Genomic DNA, 22,882 nt, shown 5'->3' on the forward strand with positions numbered 1-22,882 from the left:
GTCATTATGGCGAATGCTTCTATTCTATTTTTAGCCGGGTGATATTTTTCATTTCTGCTGGATGAGCGTCGTCGCCAGAAGGCCGCGTGAGCACAGGATAAGAGAACGAAAAATCAGCAGTCTATGTAGCGACAAATATTGATAGCCTGAATCAGTATTGATCTGCTGGCAAGAACAGACTACTGTATATAAAAACAGTATAACTTCAGGCAGATTATTATGTTGTTTATCAAGCCTGCGGATCTCCGCGAAATTGTGACTTTTCCGCTATTTAGCGATCTTGTTCAGTGTGGCTTTCCTTCACCGGCCGCAGATTACGTTGAACAGCGCATCGATCTGAATCAACTGTTGATCCAGCATCCCAGCGCGACTTACTTCGTCAAAGCAAGTGGTGATTCTATGATTGACGGTGGGATTAGTGACGGTGATTTACTGATTGTCGATAGCGCTATTACCGCCAGCCATGGTGATATTGTCATCGCTGCTGTTGACGGCGAGTTTACGGTGAAAAAATTGCAACTACGCCCGACTGTGCAGCTTATTCCCATGAACAGTGCATATTCACCCATTACCATCAGTAGCGAAGATACGCTGGATGTCTTTGGTGTGGTGATCCACGTCGTTAAGGCGATGCGCTGATGTTTGCCCTCTGTGATGTAAACGCTTTTTATGCCAGCTGTGAGACGGTGTTTCGCCCTGATTTATGGGGTAAACCGGTGGTTGTGCTATCGAATAATGACGGTTGCGTTATCGCCCGAAACGCTGAGGCAAAGGCGCTGGGCGTTAAAATGGGCGATCCCTGGTTCAAACAAAAAGATCTGTTTCGCCGCTGTGGCGTGGTTTGCTTTAGCAGTAACTATGAGCTTTACGCCGATATGAGCAATCGGGTGATGTCGACGCTGGAAGAGCTATCGCCCCGCGTCGAGATTTACAGTATTGATGAGGCATTCTGCGATCTGACCGGTGTGCGTAATTGTCGCGATCTGACTGATTTTGGCAGAGAAATTCGCGCAAAGGTGCTACAACGTACCCATCTTACTGTTGGTGTGGGTATCGCCCAGACCAAAACGCTGGCTAAGCTTGCCAATCATGCGGCAAAAAAATGGCAGCGGCAGACGGGTGGGGTGGTGGATTTATCAAATCTGGAACGCCAGCGTAAATTAATGTCTGCTCTCCCCGTGGATGAAGTCTGGGGGATTGGACGGCGGATCAGCAAAAAACTGGACGCGATGGGGATCAAAACCGTTCTCGATTTGGCGGATACAGATATCCGGTTTATCCGTAAACATTTTAATGTCGTGCTCGAAAGAACGGTGCGTGAACTGCGCGGTGAACCCTGTTTGCAACTGGAAGAGTTTGCACCGACAAAGCAGGAAATTATCTGTTCCCGTTCGTTTGGTGAACGCATCACGGATTATACGTCGATGCGGCAGGCCATTTGTAGTTACGCTGCCCGGGCGGCGGAAAAACTTCGCAGCGAGCATCAATATTGTCGGTTTATCTCCACGTTTATTAAGACGTCGCCATTCGCGCTCAATGAACCTTATTACGGCAATAGTGCGTCGGTAAAACTACTGACGCCCACTCAGGATAGCAGGGATATTATTAACGCCGCTACGCGATCTCTGGATGCCATCTGGCAAGCGGGCCATCGCTACCAAAAAGCGGGCGTGATGCTGGGGGATTTCTTCAGTCAGGGAGTCGCGCAGCTCAATTTATTCGATGACAACGCACCGCGCCCCGGGAGTGAGCAATTGATGGCGGTAATGGATACGCTAAATGCTAAAGAGGGCAGAGGAACACTCTATTTTGCCGGGCAGGGGATCCAGCAACAATGGCAGATGAAGCGTGCCATGCTTTCACCACGTTATACAACACGAAGTACGGATTTACTGCGGGTCAAATGAACATAGCGGTAGCAAAAAGCGCTCCCGCAGGAGCGCCAAATGGATTAGCGACCGAACAGGTCACGTTTTTTCGCTTTAAACGGCTGGGAAATCACCACCAGCACCGCGACAATCAGGTAAGCGATAAAAATACCGAGCAACCACTGCGGCATTTCCAGACCTAAAAAATCCCACTGACGCTCGGCGCAATCGCCAGAGGCGACAAACACTTGCGGCACCCATTTATCCAGCGGCAGCCAGTCAGGGAAACGAACCATAAAATCACAGGTCGCAAACGGCGAAGGATAGAGCTGAAGCATGGTGTGCTCGTAAGTTAACTGCACACCGCGGAACGCACTATACAACCAGATAATCATCGCTACATAACGCAGCGGAGTTTTCGGGGCGATCGCGCCAATCAGCGCAGCACCCAGAATGCCGAATAATGCGCAGCGTTCATAAATACAGAGCACGCAAGGTTTCAGTAACATCACATGCTGGAACCACAGCGCCGTCAGTTCCAGTGCCAGAGCGGTAAACGCCATCAACAGCCACGCGCCCCGACCTTGTGAACATTGATTCAAAAATCGCAACATAATCATTTCCCTGCAATATGCATAGAGTGCGCAGTTTAAACCAATTCATTCGCTGCGCCACCAGGAGGCAGCAAAAATAGGAGGTAATTGGACAATTATCGGGCGAAAAGGCAAACCGGGCATTTATATGCCCGGTAAGTTGTTATCAAAGCGTTGCTATCCAGCCCATTTGCATAAACCATTCGGTTACAGGGGCAAGCGTAAACTCAACACAGAGTAACCCGACAACCGTTAGTACGAGGGTGTAGGGAAGAGCCATCCATACCATGCGACCATAAGAGAGACGAATCAATGGCGCGAGTGCGGAGGTTAGCAGGAACAAGAACGCCGCCTGGCCATTCGGCGTCGCGACGGAGGGGAGGTTGGTCCCGGTGTTAATGGCGACGGCCAGAAGTTCATATTGCTTCAGTGTGATAACGCCACTCTCCATGGCTGCCTTTGCTTCGTTGATATAGATCGTTCCCACGAAGACATTATCCGAAATGGATGACAGCAGGCCGTTAAAAATATAGAACAACGACAGCTGGGCGTGTTCCGATGCCTGTAGGACAAAATGAATGATTGGTGAGAACAGTTGCTGATCAATAATTACCGCGACGACCGAGAAAAAGACAGTCAACAGTGCGGTGAATGGCAGAGATTCGGTGAAGGCTTTACCGATAGCATGTTCATCAGTGACACCAGTCAATGATGTCGCCAGAATAATGACCGACAAACCAATCAGGCCAACCTCCGCCAGATGCAACGCCAGCGCGGTGACCAGCCAGACGCCGATAATCGCCTGGACAATCAGACGAATTTTATCCTGACGGGTACGCTGGTGGCGACTGTGATCGTCAAACTGTTGCAGCACTTCGCGGACTTTCTCCGGCAGCGTTTCGCCGTAGCCAAACCAACGTAGCTTCTCCACCAGCAGGCAGGTCAACAGGCCACAAATCAGAACTGGAACGGTCACCGGCGACATGCGCAGGAAGAAATCGCCAAAATGCCAGCCAGCCGCTTTAGCGATGATCAAGTTCTGTGGTTCGCCCACCATGGTCATCACGCCGCCTAATGCGGTGCCGACACCTGCATGCATCATCAGGCTGCGCAGAAAGCCACGGAACTGTTCCAGAACCACTTTGTAATGCTTGTCGATATGACTATCGTCTTGCAGGTCGGTATCTTCGGTACGGGAAGAGGCAACGCGATGATAAATACCATAAAAACCGACTGCGACGCTGATCACCACCGCCACGACGGTTAAGGCATCGAGGAACGCGGAGAGGAACGCCGCCGCCATGCAAAAAGAGAGCGACAGCAGCATTTTGGAGCGAATGCTTAGCAGCAAACGGGTAAATATGAACAGCAACAGCTGTTTCATAAAATAGATACCCGCCACCATAAACATCAGTAACAGCAAGACTTCAAGATTTGCCGCCACCTCTTCACGAACATGTTCCGCGCTGGTCATGCCGATGAATACCGCTTCGATAGCCAACAGACCACCGGGGAGCAGCGGATAGCATTTGAGGGCCATCGCCAGAGTGAAAATAAATTCCGCCACCAGCAGCCAACCGGCAACAAAGGGGCTGATGATGAAAATTAACGGATTAAGAATTAAGAAAATAATGAGGGCGAGTTTGTACCAGTCGGGGGACTGGCCCAAAAAGTTGCGCCATAGGGCTCGGCCCCAGGAGATCTCCATGATGGTTTCCCTTACCTTAGAAATAATCAATGATGTTTTTATCTTAGAACGCAAAGCTTAACGGTCAGGAGGGGATCGAGGCAAGTGTTGATGGTCTGGAGAAAAGAGATGTAGAAAATGAAGCCTTGATCCCTTTTTTCTTCTTTTTGTGTGCTATCAGCGTAGATAGCCCTCTGGTATGATGAGTCCAACTTTGTTTTGCTGTGTTATGGAAATCTCACTATGGTCATTAAGGCGCAAAGCCCGGCGGGTTTCGCGGAAGAGTACATTATTGAAAGTATCTGGAATAACCGCTTCCCTCCCGGGACTATTTTGCCCGCAGAACGTGAACTTTCAGAATTAATTGGCGTGACGCGTACTACGTTACGTGAAGTGTTACAGCGCCTGGCACGAGATGGCTGGTTGACCATTCAACATGGCAAGCCGACGAAGGTGAATAATTTCTGGGAAACCTCCGGTTTAAATATCCTTGAAACACTGGCGCGACTGGATCACGAAAGTGTGCCGCAGCTTATTGATAATTTGCTGTCGGTGCGTACCAATATTTCAACGATTTTTATTCGCACCGCGTTTCGTCAACATCCCGATAAAGCGCAGGAAGTGCTGGCTACCGCTAATGAAGTGGCCGATCACGCCGATGCCTTTGCCGAGCTGGATTACAACATATTCCGCGGTCTGGCGTTTGCTTCCGGCAACCCGATTTACGGTCTGATCCTTAACGGGATGAAAGGGCTGTATACGCGCATTGGTCGTCACTATTTCGCCAATCCGGAAGCGCGCAGTCTGGCGCTGGGCTTCTACCACAAACTGTCGGCGTTGTGCAGTGAAGGCGCACACGATCAGGTATACGAAACAGTGCGTCACTATGGGCATGAGAGCGGCGAGATTTGGCACCGGATGCAGAAAAATCTGCCGGGTGATTTAGCCATTCAGGGGCGATAATCCCTTCCGTTTAAAAAGCAAACCCCTCAAACGAGGGGTTTTCTGTTGTTTTTACAGATTTCCCATTCTCGGCGGGCAACGTTCCAGCAACTCGACGCTGCCGTCTTCGTTTTGCTGTTCCAGCATCACATCAAATCCCCACAGGCGATGCACATGCTTCAGCACTTCTTTGCGCCCCCGATCCAGCGGTGCGCGATTATGTGGAATGTAACGCAGCGTCAGCGAACGGTCGCCGCGCAAATCCACGTTCCAGATCTGAATATTCGGCTCCAGATTACTTAAATTATATTGCGACGATAACCGGTTACGGATCTCCCGATAACCTTCTTCATTATGAATAGCGGAAATCTCCAGATAATTATGCCGATCGTCGTCCAGCACGGTGAAGAAGCGGAAATCACGCATCACTTTCGGTGACAGGAACTGACTGATAAAGCTCTCATCTTTGAAATCACGCATCGCAAAATGTAATGTGTCCAGCCAGTCAGAACCGGCGATATCCGGGAACCAGTATTTGTCTTCTTCCGTTGGCGACTGACAAATCCGTTTAATATCCTGGAACATGGCGAAACCAAGCGCATACGGGTTTATTCCGCTGTACCACGGGCTGTTATAGGGCGGCTGGAAAACCACATTGGTGTGGCTGTGCAAAAACTCCAGCATAAAACGTTCCGTCACTTTCCCTTCATCATACAGATGGTTAAGGATGGTGTAGTGCCAGAAGGTCGCCCAGCCTTCGTTCATTACCTGAGTCTGTTTTTGCGGATAAAAATACTGGCTCACCTTACGCACAATACGCAGAATTTCACGCTGCCATGATTCCAGCAGGGGTGCATTTTTCTCCATAAAATAGAGCAGGTTTTCTTGTGGCTCGGACGGATAGCGGCGCGCTTCAGCAACCGTTTTCTCTTCCTCGCGCTTCGGCAGGGTACGCCAGAGCATATTAACCTGACTTTGCAGATACTCTTCGCGACTTTTCTGCCGGGCTTTTTCTTCTTGCAGCGAGATTTTTTGCGGGCGTTTGTACCGATCCACACCGTAGTTCATCAGCGCATGACAGGAGTCAAGAAGCCGCTCTACTTCATCTACGCCATAACGTTCTTCGCACTCGGTAATATATTTACGGGCAAAAATCAGATAATCGACAATCGAACCGGCGTCGGTCCAGCTACGGAATAAGTAATTGTTTTTGAAGAAAGAGTTATGCCCATAGCAGGCGTGGGCCATCACAAGTGCCTGCATGGTGATAGTGTTCTCTTCCATCAGGTAAGCGATACACGGGTTAGAGTTAATGACGATTTCATAGGCCAGTCCTTGCTGACCGTGCTTATACAGCCGTTCAGTCTCGATAAACTTTTTACCGAATGACCAGTGTGGATAGTTAATTGGCATGCCGACGCTGGAGTAGGCATCCATCATCTGTTCTGAGGTGATCACTTCAATCTGGTGCGGGTAGGTATCCAGCCGATAGAGTTTCGCTACCCGGTCTATCTCTGCCAGATAAACATCCAGCAGGTCAAACGTCCAGTCGGGTCCATCGCTCAAACGTGTGGTGTCCTTATTCATAGAATCGATCGTCGCCATACGCGCACCTCATTGTTGTCGGTGCTCTCTGTGTGGAACACCTCATTTCAAGCATAGAACACCTGTTAAAAACCGCGTCGCCGAAGAATTTTTTTCTTTGCGATTTCTTATTATCAGAGTGCCAGTAATTCGCTTCTGAGCGGAATTTTATGCTGGTTAAAAAGGGTGTTCAGCAGGAGATACTAAAGATGCCATATTGCTGCAGAGTCAGGGAGATGTGAGCCAGCTCACCATAAAAAAGCCGTATGTTGAATAATATTTTCAACTGAGTTATCAAGATGTAATTAGATTATTATTCTTTTACTGTATCTACCGTTATCGGAGTGGCTATGCGAGTTGTCATACTGGGAAGTGGTGTGGTAGGCGTTGCCAGCGCCTGGTACTTAAATCAGGCAGGACATGAGGTCACCGTCATTGATCGGGAGTCAGGAGCCGCCCTGGAAACCAGTGCTGCGAATGCCGGGCAAATTTCCCCCGGCTATGCTGCGCCGTGGGCGGCACCAGGTGTGCCTTTAAAAGCGATTAAATGGATGTTCCAGCGCCATGCGCCGCTGGCGGTTCGTCTCGACGGTACGCAGTTCCAGTTGAAATGGATGTGGCAAATGTTACGTAACTGCGACACCAGCCACTACATGGAAAACAAAGGACGGATGGTGCGTCTGGCGGAATACAGCCGTGATTGCCTGAAAGCATTGCGCGCCGAAACCAATATTCAGTATGAAGGGCGTCAGGGTGGGACGCTGCAACTGTTCCGTACCGAACAACAGTATGAAAATGCGACCCGCGATATCGCCGTGCTGGAGGATGCAGGCGTACCGTATCAACTGCTGGAATCCAGCCGCCTGGCGGAAGTAGAGCCCGCGTTGGCGGAAGTGGCGCACAAACTGACGGGCGGCCTGCAGTTACCCAATGACGAAACCGGAGACTGCCAGCTGTTTACCCAGAATCTGGCGCGGATGGCAGAGCAGGCGGGGGTTAAATTCCGCTTTAATACGCCTGTTGACCAACTGCTTTGCGACGGCGAGCAGATCTATGGCGTGAAGTGTGGTGATGAAGTGATTAAGGCCGATGCGTATGTGATGGCGTTTGGTTCTTACTCGACGGCGATGCTTAAAGGCATTGTTGATATTCCGGTCTATCCGCTGAAAGGCTACTCGCTGACCATTCCGATTGCGCAAGAAGATGGCGCGCCGGTGTCCACCATTCTTGATGAAACCTATAAAATCGCCATTACTCGTTTCGATAACCGCATTCGCGTTGGTGGAATGGCGGAAATTGTTGGCTTTAACACCGAGCTGTTGCAGCCACGTCGTGAAACGCTGGAAATGGTGGTTCGCGATCTCTATCCACGCGGCGGTCATGTCGAGCAGGCCACATTCTGGACTGGTCTGCGCCCGATGACGCCAGACGGTACGCCGGTTGTGGGGCGTACACGCTTTAAAAATCTGTGGCTGAATACCGGTCACGGTACGCTCGGCTGGACGATGGCTTGCGGTTCCGGTCAGTTGTTAAGCGATCTGCTCTCTGGCCGTACGCCAGCGATCCCGTATGAGGATTTAAGCGTAGCACGCTACAGCCGTGGATTTACGCCATCACGCCCGGGCCATTTACATGGCGCGCACAGCTAAGGAAACGAGATGACCCGTCCGATACAGGCCAGCCTCGATCTGCAGGCATTAAAACAGAATCTTTCCATTGTCCGGCAAGCCGCGCCGCACGCGCGTGTCTGGTCGGTGGTAAAAGCGAATGCTTACGGGCACGGTATTGAGCGTATCTGGAGCGCGCTAGGGGCCACCGATGGCTTTGCATTACTTAATCTGGAAGAGGCAATAACGTTACGTGAGCGCGGCTGGAAAGGACCGATCCTGATGCTGGAGGGTTTTTTCCATGCACAGGATCTGGAGATTTATGACCAGTACCGCCTGACCACCTGCGTCCACAGCAACTGGCAGCTCAAAGCACTGCAAAATGCGCGGCTAAAAGCGCCGTTGGATATTTATCTTAAAGTGAACAGTGGGATGAATCGGTTGGGCTTCCAGCCCGATCGTGTGCTTACCGTCTGGCAGCAGCTGCGGGCGATGGCGAATGTTGGCGAAATGACTCTGATGTCGCATTTTGCCGAGGCGGAGCATCCTGATGGGATTGCCGGCGCAATGGCGCGTATTGAGCAGGCGGCGGAAGGGCTGGAATGTCGGCGTTCATTGTCCAATTCGGCGGCGACTCTGTGGCATCCGGAAGCGCATTTTGACTGGGTTCGGCCTGGCATTATTTTGTATGGTGCTTCGCCGTCGGGTCAGTGGCGCGATATCGCCAATACCGGATTACGTCCGGTAATGACGCTAAGCAGTGAGATTATTGGTGTCCAGACGCTAAAAGCGGGTGAGCGTGTGGGCTATGGCGGTCGCTATGCTGCGCGCGATGAGCAACGAATCGGCATTGTTGCCGCAGGATACGCCGACGGTTATCCGCGCCACGCGCCTACCGGTACACCTGTTTTAGTCGACGGCGTGCGTACCATGACGGTGGGGACAGTCTCGATGGATATGCTGGCGGTCGATTTAACGCCTTGCCCGCAGGCGGGTATTGGTACACCGGTTGAGCTGTGGGGCAAGGAGATCAAAATTGATGATGTTGCCGCCGCTGCCGGAACCGTGGGTTATGAGTTGATGTGCGCGCTGGCGTTACGGGTCCCGGTTGTGACGGTGTAACTTGTTGTAAGCCGGATCGGAGGCAGTGTCTTCTGGTTGCAAAAAAATCATCCATCCGGCTGGTCAGCAACTTTCGCTGTTAATGTGACAGAGCCATTTTCCATGATAGTGCCCATTAAAATGATGGACACTATTTCCCCGGAACCTGAGCTCACCGCACAGGCGTTCTACATAAAACGCTTACGCTTCATTGTTGACTCGAACTCGACTTCAGATAAATCACGCTTTACCCTTAATGCAGATTCGGGTTCATGTTCAGAATGTTGATTAACAGGCTGCGAGTCCTGTTGTCTTTCCAGACTCAACAGGCCCAACTGCTGATCCAGGAGCTCCAGGTCCTCCTGTACCTTCACGCGCTCCAGGAGTACCGGATCCTCCAGGTGCTCCAGAGCCATCAGGTCCTCCAGGTCCTCCAGCTCCTCGAGTCCCTCCAGGTCAAACTGGCCTTCCTTGCGCAAAAAGTCTAAAAGGTCCACCAGGCCCTCCTGGTTTTTCAGGCCCTCGACGGCTTTGAGCAGCGTCGGTAAATTGTCTTTGTCCCAAGGGTTACTGTTACAGTCAAACAACTTCAGGCTATGGGGCTGCGGCACCGATATCGTTTTAAACTGGTTGTGACCACAGTAGTATATTATTAGCTTGGGCGGCAGCCGTGGTGCAGAGATCAAATCGTTACTAGAACAATCAAATACTTTCAGGCGAGTCAAGTTCTCCAGCATCTCATCAGGTATTGAGTTAATATTGTTGCCGGCACAGGATAGTTTATACAGGTACTGGGGCATCGACGGCGGTAAAAATTGCAAGAAGTTTTCAGAACAGTTAATCACTCTCAGGTTAGTCGACAGCTCAGGTAGCCAGATAATATAGTTTTCACAGCACTTCAGTATCATCAGTTTCGGGGGCTGCACCTTTGGTAACAAGATCAAAACGTTATCCATACACTCAAGCACCCTCAGTTCCTTCGGCAACACCTTCGGTAACGCGGACAACACGTTATTATTGCAGTAAAATTTCATCAGAAGTGGAGGCAAATTTTCAGGGAGTGAGGTCAATCCAAGATCGCTAAGATTGAGCATAATTTGTCTATTTATGAGACATTCCTTCATTCTGCGCAATGCCTCTGCCCGGTTTTCAGTTCGGATTGCTGGCAGGTTTTCTTCCAGGATATTTTTCAGGATTTCTTTCACGTCTTCTTGTGATATTTCTGGCACTTTTTTTTGCAGGATTTCTTGCTGGGTTTCTTTCAGAGTTTCTTGCAGGTTTTCTTGCAGACCATCTTGCTGTATAGCCCATGTGCACCATTCGGCGACCAACCTGAACTCGTTATATTGCGGATCCGGAGGGGCCTCCAACGTGATGGTAATATTGTTTTCCATCTGTATTTTCACTTTGTCCGCGTTACTGAGGTCAATGATCCTCTGGGGGGCATCACCCCAGCGAAATTTTTGCGGGCCGAGATACTGCATGTTCCGCAAAAGATGATTCTTGAATTCCACCGTCAGTAAGCGCCGCCCTGACGGGTGTACGCCTGTGTTATAGGAAGATGGGGCGAATAGGCGTATGTCTTTAATGCTGGCCATAATGCTACGTATCCTTGAAATAAATATCCTCTGGCAGCGCCGGAGACGTGAATGTGGTCACCGCAAAGGTGCCACAGGACGTCATTTGCGCTGATATAACGACTCATCGTTGACTTTTTCCCTGGTCAGAAATGCCGTGTCGGGTCTGGTACATGCGTAACAGACCTGAATCAGTTTTATTACGGCCCAGGCAGCTCTGACGTATTAGTGAAAATACGAAAGCGAACGACCCGGAAATAATCGTTATTAAGCAAAGTAATAACTATAAGAAATCGCTCATGCATCCGGTGCTACAGGCGGATGAAACGCCACTGCAGATACAGGGCAGCCTGATACGCGTATTGGTTCTCTATGGGCTATTTCAGCGCGGCAGAATGTGTGGGGGAATATTTTCGGGCGATGCCAGGCCGGAACCCCTGGTGGTTGACGGGAATGCCGGTAATGCGGGACTAGTTTTTCATCACCTGTTGCTGTCAGAAGAAGTCATTACACTGACTTTTTTGAGCTGGCCGAGATTTTTAGTGTTTTGAGTTTATTGGCTAGTTCATTAGCCAGAGCCTGCATGGTTTGTCGTCCATAATTTAACTTTCTTCCGATGTTGGAATGAGCATATTAAAGTCAGGAAATGACAAGGTTATGTACAGGCTCAGGCTGCGTTCAGCAAAGCATTGTATCCGGTGATAGATGCAGCATTTTATTTAAGATTCAGTGTCCTCTTCTGCTACCCGTACACCAATCTTCAACACTTCATTATCTTCTTTCTCGGCCACCGTCCAGATCATCCCGGCAAACTCTACCTGGTCGCCGACAACCGGTGCCGCGCCTAACAACTGCTGGACAATTTCACCCAGCGTTTGCTGCTTATCGCGATATTCTCGCCCATCTTCCAGGCCATATATCAGCGCCACATCAGCATATTTGGCACTGGCTTCGAGAATGAAGTCACCAAAGAAGCGTTGATCCAACGCGACCGGCGGCGACTGGCTAAACAGTTTACCGAGTGCCGGGAGATCGCGTTCCCGACCAATTACACACAACACATCACCTTCGCGTAGTCGGGTGCTGCCGGTGGGATGAAGCAATTGATTATCACGAAACAGTGCCGCAATACGCGTCTCTTTTGGCATATGCAGATCGCGCAGTGCCGCACCTACACACCATTTATCGGCACTCAACTGATAAACAAACTGCTCCCACGGATTTTCCGGGTGAATATCCAGGCCAACGCGCGACACCGGACGTCCGACGGGCGGAACCACCACTTTGGCCTTTTTCGCCGCCCACGAGAGTGATGTTCCCTGCAATAGCAGTGAAACCAGAACCACAAAGAAGGCGACATTAAAGAACAGTCGCGCATTCTCCAGCCCTGCCATCATCGGGAATACGGCCAGGATGATTGGCACCGCGCCGCGTAATCCCACCCAACTGATAAACACGCGCTCACGTAGATTAAAACCGCGGAACGGTAGCAATCCGGCAAATACCGAAAGGGGACGGGCGAAGAAAATCATCCATGCAGACAAAATGAGCGCCGGAATGGCGATAGGCAGTAGATCGCTTGGGTTAACCAACAGCCCCAGCACCAGGAACATGGCAATTTGTGCCAGCCAGGCGAGGCCGTCGAAATTTTGCAGAATGCCGTAGCGGTTGCGAATTGGACGATTACCCAGCAGAAAACCGCACAGATAAACAGCCAGAATACCGCTGCCTTCCAGCGCCGTGGTTAAAGCAAAAATTAAAATACCGCCGCTTAATGCCAGCAATGGATATAAACCGGCGGGCAGGGCGATGCGATTAATCATTTGCAGCAGTAAATAACCACCGCCAAGACCGATGACAATCCCGAGGCCAAATTGCTGCAGAATATCGACCACGAACATCCAGCTGATACTGCTTTCATGATGCTGGATCATCGCAATCAGGGTTATCGTCAGAAAGACCGCCATTGGGTCATTACTGCCGGACTCTATCTCCAGCGTCGAGCCAACACGTTCATTAAGCCCCTTACCACCCAGTAAAGAAAAGACCGCCGCAGCATCGGTGGAGCCGACGATAGCGCCGATTAATAAACCTTCGATCAAATCAAGATTAAACAGCCACGCCGCCATCATGCCGGTTAAACCAGAGGTGATAAGCACGCCCAGCGTCGCCAGCGACAGCGCCGGTCCTAACGCCACACGAAAGGAACTGGCCTGAGTGCGCATCCCGCCGTCGAGCAAAATAATCGCCAGCGCCAGGTTACTTACCATGTAGGCGAAGGGATAATTATCAAACGGGATACCGCCGACGCCATCGACTCCTGCCAGCATGCCGATCGCCAGGAAAATAACCAGAATAGGAATGCCAAGACGGGAAGAAAATGAACTAAGTAAAATACTGCTGGTGACAAGGATGGATCCTAAGATGAAAAGGCTAATTATTGTTGTGGCATCCAACGGTCGGTTACTCCTGATTACGCTGTCTCTTATATAAACCCTACCATATTAGCGGCAGAGACAGCGTTTTACTTAGCCCTGAAGCGTGATTTTTTTACATTTTAAGAACAGGATGACCGCTAATCGTCAACTGAGTGCCTTCCTGGGTGTTATTAAGTATGGCATGTGCGCCCAATGGCAGCGTAACCGTTCGTTGTTCATGACCAAAATCGAGGCCGGTGATAAGTGGAATCGACAGGTGGGAACGCAAAAACGCGTACACAGACTCCAGGTTGTAACCTGCGTCATAATCATTGGGCGTGCTGCCGCTAAAGCTACCGAGAATAATCGCCTTCTGACGGGGCAAAATTCCCGCATGATAGAGCTGCAATAGCATACGTTCGACGCGGAAAGGGTGCTCGTTAATATCTTCCAGCACCAGAATACCATTCTCAATTTGTGGCATCCATGGTGTGCCGATCAGTGAAATGAGCATCGCAAGATTGCCTCCCCACAACATGCCTTCAGTCTGACATGTCGGGCCTTCCCCTTGCCATTCAAGGGTGAACGTTTCATTGCGTAACGCCAGCCAGAAGTGGTGTTCGGTAAAGGCGTTCAGCTCATCCGCGCCAAAGTTTGCCACCAGCATCGGGCCGCTAAAGGTGATGACATTGCCTTGTGCCAGTAGACCGCACTGAATGGCCGTAAAATCGCTATGACCGCAAATGAGTAACGGGTCATGTTGTTGGCGAGCCGCCAGTGCCTGCCAGTCAATATCTGCCAGTAAACGACTGGCACCGTAACCACCGCGTACAGCCAGCACGATAGTGTTGGGGGTAGTCAGTCTGGCAAGGGAATTGAGATCTTCCAGACGCTCCGTTTCCGTACCCGCAAAACGCTCACAACGACGGGCAATAACCTCGACGTTATTGACCTGATGCCCCGCGTCGGTAAGGCGCTGGATACCACGCAGCGCATCGTGTTGTTTTATGCAGTAACCCGATGGGGCTATTAAGTGAAACAGAGACATGGCAATTCCTTGCTGACAACAGAAACGAAATGTATATCATGCCGCTTAGGTGTGCCGTTGTCACCTCAACGGCGATTCCAGGCTATAAGGATAGAAGAAGTGAAATTAAGATGGTTTGCCTTTTTGATTGTGTTATTAGCGGGTTGTTCATCAAAGCATGACTACACGAACCCGCCGTGGAACGCGAAAGTTCCGGTGCAACGTGCGATGCAGTGGATGCCAATAAGCCAGAAAGCCGGTGCAGCCTGGGGCGTCGATCCACAATTAATTACGGCGATTATCGCTATCGAATCGGGTGGTAATCCGAACGCGGTGAGTAAATCGAATGCCATTGGTTTGATGCAGTTGAAAGCTTCAACCTCCGGACGTGATGTCTATCGCCGTATGGGCTGGAGTGGTGAGCCGACGACCAGCGAGCTGAAGAATCCAGAACGTAATATTTCAATGGGGGCGGCTTACCTGAATATCCTGGAAACCGGCCCGCTAGCAGGCATTGAAGATCCGAAGGTACTGCAATATGCGCTGGTGGTGTCATACGCTAACGGGGCAGGTGCGTTGTTACGGACTTTCTCGTCAGATCGGAAAAAGGCGATCAGCAAAATCAACGATCTGGATGCTGACGAGTTCCTCGACCATGTAGCACGAAATCATCCTGCGCCGCAGGCACCGCGCTATATCTACAAACTTGAGCAGGCACTGGACGCGATGTAAATCAGTCGCGCACTTTGGCCGCTTTCTCCCGGGCTTCCCGCTCGAGAGAGAAAATAATCCGCTGTAATTGCCGCTCCACCGTCGGGCTGACGTTAAGAAAACGGAAGCTCAGACGGGGAGTGGTGATGGTTTCATTCTTGCCATCAATCACTTTGCGCTCGCTGATTGAGATTAACTGGGCGTCAAAGTGAAAAACACCCCATTGCCCCATGTTGACTTCAATCTGAGCGAAGCGCATGCCTTCGTGCAATCCGGCAGGCTTTGCCGTTTCCAGTAATGCGCCCATGCCGCCTAACGACAAATCATACAGGCGGAAACGTAATGTACTGTTATCCGCCAGTTTGGTCTGGCAAAAATAAGGCGGATGGAGTGGGGCGGAGATGCGGAAATATCGGCGTCGTTGTACAAACCACAAGGTGGGAGGTGGTACGGTAATAAATGCCGGAAGCTGCAAGTATTCACTCTGCTGTAGTTGTTCAACAGTAAACTCGACTTTCGCACCCTGAGTTTCGGCGGTAATGGTAATGTGCTGCGCCTTTAGCACGGCGTTGTTATCTTCGGCCTGGCTGCCGAAATCCAGCACCAGTTTATCCGGGGTTATTACCAGTATTTTGCTGATCAGCTGCCCGCCATTCCAGCTGATACGCAAAGGAATTGCGGCTTTGTTCAAATCGCGTAACACGCCCAGGACGGCTAACGGATTTTGTTTCAGGAACTGCTCATGGTAATGACTCACGCGGAAAAACTCCTGACTGACAAACTGTCTTAGGTTTATCGGTCACAGTTAACAAAACTTAATACAAATGCGTGAATATTTTTTACATGTCGTTCTTAAATCAGCCGACATACGCCCAGCATCGATCCCGCCCTTGCCTATACTTAGAGCGTTGACGTAAGCATTTCTTGCGTCCGATTCATCGAAACGAGGGCCTGAACATGGGAATTATTGCCTGGATTATTTTTGGCCTGATAGCCGGCATTATCGCCAAGCTAATCATGCCGGGGCGTGATGGTGGTGGATTTTTCCTGACCTGTATTCTTGGGATAGTCGGTGCGGTGGTCGGCGGCTGGCTGGCGACCATGTTTGGCATTGGCGGCTCCATCAGCGGTTTTAATTTGCACAGCTTCCTGGTGGCGGTAGTGGGCGCTATCCTGGTGCTGGGTGTTTTCCGCCTCCTGCGAAGAGAATAAGATTTTCATAAGGCGGATAGCGATACAGATGTTGCTATCCGCTTTCACATCAGAACGTATATTCGACACCTGCCCAGAAATTGCGACCTTCTTCAATAAACCCTTCACTGTAGGCATATTTGGTATCAAACAGGTTATTGACCGAGGCATTAACGCTGAAGCCATGACCTAAGGTGTAATCGGCTCGAATGTGGGTCACCGCAAAACCGGCGGCTTTTTGTGAACCGTCACTGTTGCTGTAGCTGGAGGAACGCGCCTCTTCCGACAGCGTTACGCTTAACGGCTCCCACGGTTTGAGAGTCATCCATGCGGTCATTGTCTGCGTTGGCAGATCGGTTATCTTGCCGATGTCTTTACGTTTGGCATCAGCGTGGATCAGGGCGTAGCTCAATCCTACATCCAGTATATTGCTGATTTTCCCCTTAATACCGGCATCCAGACCGCTGTAATCCACCGTGCCGCTGTTCTGATTTTGAATGGTATCGGCATCGATATTGTGCGAGAGGATGGCATCACTCACCCGGTTATAGTAAACGCTGACCTCAAATCCCCAGTCGTGCGTGAAGGCACCATTCCAGGTTAAATCCACCCCGCGCGCGCGTTCCGGCTTGAGCTGCGGGTTAACAATCGCTATCTGGTTATACGCAGGTTTGGACGTGGTATAGCGTTCTTTCAGCGTCGGAAAGCGTGTGCGGTCATAGTACGAAAGCGCCAGCGTGTCTTCATTGGCAAAGTGGTATTTCCCCATCACCTGCCAGTTAAAAGCTGACTGATTGTTGTCGTCATAATGGGTGATACTGCCATCTTTCTCATGTTTTTTCGCTTCTACGCTATCGCGCCAGTCATAGCTGATTCCAGCCACGACATCGACATTATCGGCAGCAGCCCATTGATATTCACTGGCGAGCGACCAGGTACGATCTTCATAGCGATCGTAAGCGGCGTGCGGCGCACCTTTTTCCCGGTGTACGTCATCTTTCCAGTTAACGGCAAACGACAGCAGATCGTTTTCACGCACATCGGCTGCCAGTTGTAACCCGGCACCGTCGCTGTAATCGGAATAATGGCTGTAGCTGCCTTTTTTATTTTTCAAATCAGCCAGCGAGTTGTACATCATTAGCGTATTTTCAAAGGTGTCGCGATACAGCCGACTTTTCAGGGTAAAACGATCGTTTAGTTGGGTCGTTCCCTGATAATAAAAACTTTCTTTGTCATACTCTGGCCACTGCCAGTAGCGTGATTTCTGACCACTATTTCCACTGTATGGCGGGTTATCTTTTTCACCATCCTGCTTAATGTAAGTCAATGTGTATTCCTCGTTTTCGCGTGGTGTAAAACCGAGCTTCACAATGCCGCGTTTATCATCAGCCGATGAATTAATCATCTTGCCGTGTTTGCCTGCAATATCATTATTTACACCATGCGGCAGGCCGAGAAAATCCTGCTTTAGCTGGCTACCGCTGACTTGCAAATACCCCAGATCGCTGCTGGCGGCAAATGAAGCATGCATATCGTAGGCATTGTCCTGGCTACGGCTCCATCCCTGGCGATATCCCAGACTTGCTTCCAGAGGTTTTGTTGGCTTCTGGGGGGTGATATTAATGGCTCCGCCCATCTGATTAGGCCCCTGAAGCAGCGACGAATACCCTTTGGAAACTTCAACTGCCCCCAAATTGTTGGTCAGAATCCGCGCCAGATCGAGGTTGCCGTCATAGGGAACATAAATGGGCACACCGTCGAAATAGACCGGCACCTGACGACTATCAAAGCCACGAACTTTGACCTGTTCTTCGTTGCGGCTACCTGACTTTTGCAGTACCACGCCGGGGACGACACTTAATGCCTGAGCGACATTCTGTTTATCCAGGGCCTTCATGGTGGGTTGATCGAGAACGGTGGTCGTCGTTGATGATACCGGACTGGACCATACGGTCAGCGTGTCGCTCTCTTGAGCTGCTACGGCCTGCTGGGTAAAGGCAAGTGATAATACTGTGCAGAGATAACGTTTTTTGAGTCTCATAGAATAAATTCCGTTTAACAAAGAATTAAATAGAGGCTGCGGGTTGCAGACTGACTTTAATGTCAGCAGGTGCCGCGTAGTAAGGCGTGGAGGTAATAAAAAGGCGAATGCCGCAGTCGAGGTAATTTTTGAGTGTTGTCAGATTAATTCCGCCGGTCAGAGCCAGCGTGCAGTGGGGAGCCAGCGACGGTGCTATTTGCGCAATTTCAGTTGCCTGTTGCGGACTAAATTTGTCGAGCTGAAGTACGTCTGGTTGCGCGCGTAACGCGGCGATTGCCTCTTTCGGCGTGTCGGCTTCAACAACTATTTTCTTCTCGGGTGCGTGGCGACGTAACTGATTGATTGCGCCTGACCAGTCCTGATTGTCATGAAGAAAATGGCGGTGGTTGGCAAACAATAATATGGTTTCCGCACATCCGGCACGATGAATCAGTCCTCCGGCAGCCAGAATTGCCTGCGAGGCCAGTAAGCGGGTACCCGGAATTGCTTTTCGGGTGCAGGCGATATTGCCATCAGGGTAACGTTCACGAAGTAACGCCAGCATTTGAGCGAGATAATCAGAAACACCGCAACTCCACTCCAGCACATTCTGGACTGCCTTCCATCCCTGATGAAGTGCTGCGGCATTACCTTGCGCACGGATTAGCCGCTGACCCGCGTTCGCTTGTGAACCGTCGCTGACCGCGTCATCAATAGTTAATCCCAGCGTAGTTAACATCTTACACGCGACAGAAATGCCGCTGACGCAGCCGCCCTGACGGAGAAAAAACTCTATATAGCCATGCTGGTGTCCAATATTTAATGCTCGCGTGGTCAGGTCACCGCCCTGGATATCTTCCAGCAGTAACGCATCGATTTGTGCCTGAGAAAGGAAAATCATCGCAGTGCCTCTTGCGGTACGCTATCCCACCAGATGAGCGCCCAGTCGCGGCTGGCAGGGGCGAGGGCACGAGCATCTTGTTGTTGATACCAGCGATATAACCGCTCACGCTCATCGTCGTTAAGCGCGCCCAGACTCCAGCTGACGTTCTGCTCAAAACGTTCCCAGGTGCTGTTATCCTGTGGGCAATTTTGTCCGCGGATAAAATCAACGTGAGCATAAATTCCCATCTGATACAGGACGTTGAGCGCAAAGATATAGTTGGGTAATTCGATCACTTCCCGACCAGCCGCCCGCTGAATGGCTGGAGAGACGAACGAGGTGCTGACCAGATGAGTCGTATAGACGCGAAGCCGTGCCTGATTATTCAGTTTGCTCATTGCCTGGCGCATATCAGCCACCAGAGTGGAGCGGGAAGCCACGGCAATATCGCAGCGTGGCAGGTCACTCCAGTCCTCTTCCCATGCGCGCTGGATCCAGTGGACATTGTCTGCCTTTAGCGCGGCGGCGCGACGGGCGGCAACCTTCAGCATCCCCTGACTGTAATCAATGCCATAAATCGTCGTGAGTTTGTCAGCCAGCGCCAGCGATACGGTACCCGGTCCGCAGCCCATATCGAATAAGGTCTGCGCGCCTTGCAGATCAATTTTAGCGGTCAGTTGTTGCAGGTAGCTGTCCGTAGGCGAGGCGCAATTTTCCGCCATTTTTTCCGCCCGTTGATCCCAGTGATCCGGCGTTTTTTCTGTGCGGTGGGCCAGCTTGAGTTGCTGCAGGTAAAGGTCCGCAAAATCAATATCATCAATGAGCATGATTGTTCCTTAGTGGCTAATTGCAGAGAGGTGATGATGAATCTGGTCGGCAGAAACCCGATACAGGGCAGCCAGTTTGTTCGTTGTTAACTGTTCGGTCGGTAAGCCTTGTGTTACTCGTCCATCTGGCTCTACCTGGATAATGCTGTCGGCAATGGCGTTGGCATGGAGCGGATGATGAGTCGACATTAGCATTGTCATGCCGTTATTTTTGAGCTGCGCCAGCGTGTCCAGTAGTTGGATCTGATGACCGAAATCGAGGCTGGAGGCAGGCTCATCCAGTAATAACAAGCGCGGTTGCTGGACGAGTGCACGGGCGATTAAAGCCAGCTGACGTTCACCGCCGCTAAGTGTATTCCAGCGTCGTGTCGCCAGATGCAAAATGCCCAGCTTTTCCAGTTGCTCCGTTGCTTTCAGGCGTTCTTGCTTACCGGGAACGGAAAAAGCGCCTATGGTGGGGGCCAGGCCCATCAACACCATATCCAGCACACTAAAAGCAAAAATGCCGTCGTGCGCCTGCGGCACCCAGGCAATAGCCTGCGCGCGCTGGCGATGGCTGAGTGTCTGCACAGGGAGGCTATCCAGTAAGATCTCGCCTTTTAATAACGGTATAACGCCAAGAATGGAGCGCATGAGTGTGGTTTTGCCGCAACCATTGGCTCCTAACAGACAACAAATTGTTCCTTGCGACAGGGTGAAGGACACGTCGCGTAGCATCGGATGGCGGGAGTAACCCAGAGACGCATGACGGACGGCAAGCAAAGTCACTGGCGACCTCCGCGTAACAACAAAAACAGGAAAAACGGTGCACCAACAAAAGCGGTCAGAATGCCAAGTGGGATTTCTGTTGTTCCAATGCTGCGTGCCAGCGTATCGGTAAGCAGGAGCAGAATCGCGCCAGTACACATTGCCATGGGCAATAGCTGCTGATGGTTATGACCGGTCAACAAGCGGGCAATGTGCGGAACGACCAGGCCGACCCAACCAATTATGCCCGCTATTGCTACCGTGCTGGCGGTGATGAGTGTGGCGCAGACAATCAATCCAAAGCGCAGACGTGTCACGTTCAGTCCCAGCGAATGGGCTTCGTCGTCGGAAAGCGTGAGTAAATTCATGCGCCAGCGGAGAAAAAACAGGGGCAAGGAGCCTATGAGAATGATCGGTGCAGCATAGCAGAGATCGCGTAAGGTCACGGTGGACAGCCCCCCCAGCAACCAGAAGGTAATTGACGGTAACTGGGTGTAAGGATCGGCCAGCGTTTTTATTAGCGATATCCCCGCTCCGCACAACGTTCCTAACGCAATGCCTACCAGCACCAGGGTTAAGATCGGATCGTGGCGGGTCACCCGACGCGTAATCAACCAGACGCCCGCGACCACCATCAGCCCGCCGCAAAATGCGTACAGCTGGATGTAAACAATGGATAATCCCCACAGGATTGCCGCGCAGGCACCAAGTCCGGCACCGGCGGAGACGCCTAAAATATCCGGTGACACTAAGGGATTACGGAACATTCCCTGATAGGTGGTTCCGGCCCCTGCCAGCGCCGCGCCCAGAAACAGCGCAGCAAGAATACGCGGCACGCGGATTTGCCAGAAGACAATTTGTTCCTGCACAGGAACATTTTCTTGACGCAGAATGAGCGCCAGCAGTTGCTGTATATCGAGATGATAAGCCCCACTTACGGCGGCAAAAGTGATACTGATAGCTGCCAGCAGCAAAATACATCCGTTTACGGTTCTCATTAGCTCGCCACCAATTTTTGATAGTCAGCGTCACTTAATGGGCAATGCCAGAACAGTTGGGCGTAATGCTGCATGTCACTTTTAAACTGGCGATTGATGGCGGGATCCAGCCAGGCGTGAAGTCTGCGTAATCCCAGAAGACGGTTGATTCCCGGCGGGGCACCCAGCCAGCCAAAGGGCAGGCCACTTAAAAATAAGATGCGTTGTTCCGCAACCGCTTTCACGCCCTGCCAGAGAGGATCACGACGAATAAAATCTGCAGTAACGGCCTCCTGAACCAGAATAATATCCGGCTGCCAGCGCAGGAGATTTTCCATGGAAACCTGTGTCAGACCGTGGCGATCGGCTATTTGCGCGACGTTGTGCAAACCTAATAATTCCGCCGCCTCGGTATGCAACGAACCCTGTAAGCCCGTTTCCAGCCCTCGAGGACCGCGCGCAGCATAAAAGCTGAGGTTAGCGGCGGGTGAGGTGGCGAATGCCTTAGCTTCACCAACGAAGCGGCTGGCGAGATTGGCTTGTTCTGCGGCGCGGTGCTCTTCGCCTAACGTTTTGCCAAGCGTTGTTAACTGTTCTGCTGATTGTTCCAGTTTCCCGTTAAGCAATAACCAGGGTATTTGTGTCTGTTCGCTAACCTGCCGTGCCTGGGAGATCCAGGTTTCATCCGTATTGCCGCAATCAACGACCAAATCGGGATGTAATGCCATAAGCCCTTCCAGCGAGAGTGTGCTGGCGCGCCCGGCGAGTCGTCCCAGCCTGGGGAACTGGCGAATGTGCTCTGGCAATGGAATTAATGCCTGACGGGCAAAATCAAAAGAGGAAAAACCGACCATTTTTTCTGGCGCGACAGCCAGCAATAGTAAATCGGCGGGCGCGCCTGCGCTGACGATGCGTGTAATGTTTTGGGCTTCGGGAAGCGTCAGTGAGGCCCAGAATTTGACTGATTGTGCAAAGGACGGCAGATGATGCAGGAACAATGTCGACGCAAGAATCTGTGTAAACCTCCGTCTGGTTAGTGACATAAGTAATATCCTGATAATTAAAACCGATATATACTTACATATATAGCGAAAAAGATCATGTTTGATGTCAAAATTTGTCT

At 51.1% G+C, this 22,882-nt stretch carries 20 protein-coding genes and 1 pseudogene; 8 read left to right on the plus strand and 13 right to left on the minus strand.

All coding sequences use genetic code 11. The annotated features are described in order from the left end of the window. Positions 1-219: 219 nt before the first annotated feature. Together QUE74_RS07900 and umuC are read left to right on the plus strand one after the other, a co-directional pair. Entirely contained in the window at positions 220-639 is a 420-nt protein-coding gene (locus QUE74_RS07900) for a translesion error-prone DNA polymerase V autoproteolytic subunit (RefSeq protein ID WP_000897378.1), read from the plus strand. Next, a complete protein-coding gene (gene umuC, locus QUE74_RS07905) occupies positions 639-1,907 on the plus strand; it encodes a DNA polymerase V catalytic protein (protein ID WP_000457603.1) in 1,269 nt (422 codons plus the stop codon). Before QUE74_RS07900 ends, umuC begins: the two co-directional genes overlap by 1 nt. A gap of 44 nt (positions 1,908-1,951) precedes the next feature. On the opposite strand, the gene dsbB is transcribed toward umuC, so the two are convergent. Beyond that, positions 1,952-2,482: a disulfide bond formation protein DsbB gene (dsbB, locus tag QUE74_RS07910; RefSeq protein WP_000943443.1), complete on the minus strand. Its 531-nt coding sequence runs from the start codon at positions 2,480-2,482 to the stop codon at positions 1,952-1,954. A gap of 145 nt (positions 2,483-2,627) precedes the next feature. Further along, positions 2,628-4,169, minus strand: coding sequence for a Na(+)/H(+) antiporter NhaB (gene nhaB, locus QUE74_RS07915; protein ID WP_000406369.1), 1,542 nt, complete (start codon positions 4,167-4,169; stop codon positions 2,628-2,630). A gap of 222 nt (positions 4,170-4,391) precedes the next feature. Here nhaB and fadR point away from each other — a divergent pair, with 222 nt between their 5' ends. Continuing rightward, positions 4,392-5,111 carry a fatty acid metabolism transcriptional regulator FadR gene (gene fadR / locus QUE74_RS07920; RefSeq protein ID WP_001355236.1) on the plus strand — a complete coding sequence of 240 codons (720 nt, stop codon included), beginning with the start codon at positions 4,392-4,394 and terminating at the stop codon, positions 5,109-5,111. Positions 5,112-5,162: 51 nt separating this feature from the next. Here fadR and QUE74_RS07925 read toward each other — a convergent pair whose 3' ends face one another. Beyond that, positions 5,163-6,695 (minus strand): SpoVR family protein, encoded by a 1,533-nt coding sequence (locus tag QUE74_RS07925; RefSeq protein ID WP_000190843.1) that lies wholly within the window; start codon positions 6,693-6,695, stop codon positions 5,163-5,165. A gap of 329 nt (positions 6,696-7,024) precedes the next feature. Between QUE74_RS07925 and dadA the strand changes: the two genes are divergently transcribed. Together dadA and dadX are read left to right on the plus strand one after the other, a co-directional pair. Further along, positions 7,025-8,323 (plus strand): D-amino acid dehydrogenase, encoded by a 1,299-nt coding sequence (dadA, locus tag QUE74_RS07930; RefSeq protein WP_001266926.1) that lies wholly within the window; start codon positions 7,025-7,027, stop codon positions 8,321-8,323. 9 nt (positions 8,324-8,332) lie between these two features. Next, positions 8,333-9,403, plus strand: coding sequence for a catabolic alanine racemase DadX (dadX, locus tag QUE74_RS07935; protein ID WP_000197855.1), 1,071 nt, complete (start codon positions 8,333-8,335; stop codon positions 9,401-9,403). Positions 9,404-9,570: 167 nt separating this feature from the next. Here dadX and QUE74_RS07940 read toward each other — a convergent pair whose 3' ends face one another. After that, complete coding sequence (locus tag QUE74_RS07940; RefSeq protein WP_001363897.1) at positions 9,571-10,980, minus strand: leucine-rich repeat domain-containing protein; 1,410 nt, start codon at positions 10,978-10,980, stop codon at positions 9,571-9,573. Between the two features lie 668 nt (positions 10,981-11,648). Between QUE74_RS07940 and QUE74_RS29565 the strand changes: the two genes are divergently transcribed. Then, complete coding sequence (locus tag QUE74_RS29565; RefSeq protein WP_420056244.1) at positions 11,649-11,807, plus strand: hypothetical protein; 159 nt, start codon at positions 11,649-11,651, stop codon at positions 11,805-11,807. Here QUE74_RS29565 and QUE74_RS07945 read toward each other — a convergent pair. After that, positions 11,745-13,415: pseudogene (locus QUE74_RS07945) on the minus strand (potassium/proton antiporter); the annotation flags it as partial. The gene QUE74_RS29565 and the pseudogene QUE74_RS07945 overlap by 63 nt on opposite strands. Before the next feature lie 94 nt (positions 13,416-13,509). Further along, positions 13,510-14,424 carry a muramoyltetrapeptide carboxypeptidase gene (gene ldcA / locus QUE74_RS07950; RefSeq protein WP_000051584.1) on the minus strand — a complete coding sequence of 305 codons (915 nt, stop codon included), beginning with the start codon at positions 14,422-14,424 and terminating at the stop codon, positions 13,510-13,512. A 99-nt stretch (positions 14,425-14,523) separates the two neighbouring features. Here ldcA and emtA point away from each other — a divergent pair, with 99 nt between their 5' ends. Then, the gene (gene emtA / locus QUE74_RS07955) at positions 14,524-15,135 is read left to right on the plus strand and encodes a membrane-bound lytic murein transglycosylase EmtA (protein ID WP_001295616.1); all 612 of its coding nucleotides are present in this window, start codon (positions 14,524-14,526) and stop codon (positions 15,133-15,135) included. Position 15,136: 1 nt separating this feature from the next. Here emtA and ycgR read toward each other — a convergent pair whose 3' ends face one another. Then, positions 15,137-15,871: a flagellar brake protein YcgR gene (ycgR, locus tag QUE74_RS07960; protein ID WP_000020179.1), complete on the minus strand. Its 735-nt coding sequence runs from the start codon at positions 15,869-15,871 to the stop codon at positions 15,137-15,139. Between the two features lie 200 nt (positions 15,872-16,071). Between ycgR and QUE74_RS07965 the strand changes: the two genes are divergently transcribed. Next, on the plus strand, positions 16,072-16,326 hold the full coding sequence (locus QUE74_RS07965; RefSeq protein WP_000511315.1) for a GlsB/YeaQ/YmgE family stress response membrane protein: 255 nt from the start codon (positions 16,072-16,074) through the stop codon (positions 16,324-16,326). A 49-nt stretch (positions 16,327-16,375) separates the two neighbouring features. On the opposite strand, the gene QUE74_RS07970 is transcribed toward QUE74_RS07965, so the two are convergent. From QUE74_RS07970 to QUE74_RS07995, 6 genes are read right to left on the minus strand one after another with little or no spacing between them, the layout of a single operon-like run. Further along, positions 16,376-18,346, minus strand: a complete 1,971-nt coding sequence (locus QUE74_RS07970) for a TonB-dependent receptor plug domain-containing protein (RefSeq protein WP_001355238.1) — start codon at positions 18,344-18,346, stop codon at positions 16,376-16,378. Positions 18,347-18,371: 25 nt separating this feature from the next. Further along, a complete protein-coding gene (modD, locus tag QUE74_RS07975) occupies positions 18,372-19,226 on the minus strand; it encodes a ModD protein (RefSeq protein WP_000576829.1) in 855 nt (284 codons plus the stop codon). After that, positions 19,223-20,035 carry a class I SAM-dependent methyltransferase gene (locus QUE74_RS07980; RefSeq protein WP_000904000.1) on the minus strand — a complete coding sequence of 271 codons (813 nt, stop codon included), beginning with the start codon at positions 20,033-20,035 and terminating at the stop codon, positions 19,223-19,225. Before QUE74_RS07980 ends, modD begins: the two co-directional genes overlap by 4 nt. A gap of 9 nt (positions 20,036-20,044) precedes the next feature. Then, a complete protein-coding gene (locus tag QUE74_RS07985; RefSeq protein WP_000173305.1) occupies positions 20,045-20,803 on the minus strand; it encodes an ABC transporter ATP-binding protein in 759 nt (252 codons plus the stop codon). After that, positions 20,800-21,780, minus strand: coding sequence for a FecCD family ABC transporter permease (locus QUE74_RS07990; RefSeq protein ID WP_001261252.1), 981 nt, complete (start codon positions 21,778-21,780; stop codon positions 20,800-20,802). Before QUE74_RS07990 ends, QUE74_RS07985 begins: the two co-directional genes overlap by 4 nt. Beyond that, complete coding sequence (locus QUE74_RS07995) at positions 21,780-22,802, minus strand: iron ABC transporter substrate-binding protein (RefSeq protein WP_000060132.1); 1,023 nt, start codon at positions 22,800-22,802, stop codon at positions 21,780-21,782. The genes QUE74_RS07990 and QUE74_RS07995 overlap by 1 nt, the downstream gene beginning before the upstream one ends. Between the last annotated feature and the right edge of the window lie 80 nt (positions 22,803-22,882).

It is taken from the genome of Escherichia sp. 10290, from assembly GCF_030295155.1.
GTDB lineage: Bacteria > Pseudomonadota > Gammaproteobacteria > Enterobacterales > Enterobacteriaceae > Escherichia > Escherichia coli_F.

Coding starts and splice junctions, on each gene's coding strand:
- QUE74_RS07900 (WP_000897378.1), top strand. CDS start 220: ATGTTGTTTATCAAGCCTGCGGATCTCCGCGAAATTGTGACTTTTCCG.
- umuC (WP_000457603.1), top strand. CDS start 639: ATGTTTGCCCTCTGTGATGTAAACGCTTTTTATGCCAGCTGTGAGACG.
- dsbB (WP_000943443.1), bottom strand. CDS start 2,482: ATGTTGCGATTTTTGAATCAATGTTCACAAGGTCGGGGCGCGTGGCTG.
- nhaB (WP_000406369.1), bottom strand. CDS start 4,169: ATGGAGATCTCCTGGGGCCGAGCCCTATGGCGCAACTTTTTGGGCCAG.
- fadR (WP_001355236.1), top strand. CDS start 4,392: ATGGTCATTAAGGCGCAAAGCCCGGCGGGTTTCGCGGAAGAGTACATT.
- QUE74_RS07925 (WP_000190843.1), bottom strand. CDS start 6,695: ATGGCGACGATCGATTCTATGAATAAGGACACCACACGTTTGAGCGAT.
- dadA (WP_001266926.1), top strand. CDS start 7,025: ATGCGAGTTGTCATACTGGGAAGTGGTGTGGTAGGCGTTGCCAGCGCC.
- dadX (WP_000197855.1), top strand. CDS start 8,333: ATGACCCGTCCGATACAGGCCAGCCTCGATCTGCAGGCATTAAAACAG.
- QUE74_RS07940 (WP_001363897.1), bottom strand. CDS start 10,980: ATGGCCAGCATTAAAGACATACGCCTATTCGCCCCATCTTCCTATAAC.
- ldcA (WP_000051584.1), bottom strand. CDS start 14,424: ATGTCTCTGTTTCACTTAATAGCCCCATCGGGTTACTGCATAAAACAA.
- QUE74_RS07965 (WP_000511315.1), top strand. CDS start 16,072: ATGGGAATTATTGCCTGGATTATTTTTGGCCTGATAGCCGGCATTATC.
- QUE74_RS07970 (WP_001355238.1), bottom strand. CDS start 18,346: ATGAGACTCAAAAAACGTTATCTCTGCACAGTATTATCACTTGCCTTT.
- modD (WP_000576829.1), bottom strand. CDS start 19,226: ATGATTTTCCTTTCTCAGGCACAAATCGATGCGTTACTGCTGGAAGAT.
- QUE74_RS07980 (WP_000904000.1), bottom strand. CDS start 20,035: ATGCTCATTGATGATATTGATTTTGCGGACCTTTACCTGCAGCAACTC.
- QUE74_RS07990 (WP_001261252.1), bottom strand. CDS start 21,780: ATGAGAACCGTAAACGGATGTATTTTGCTGCTGGCAGCTATCAGTATC.
- QUE74_RS07995 (WP_000060132.1), bottom strand. CDS start 22,802: ATGTCACTAACCAGACGGAGGTTTACACAGATTCTTGCGTCGACATTG.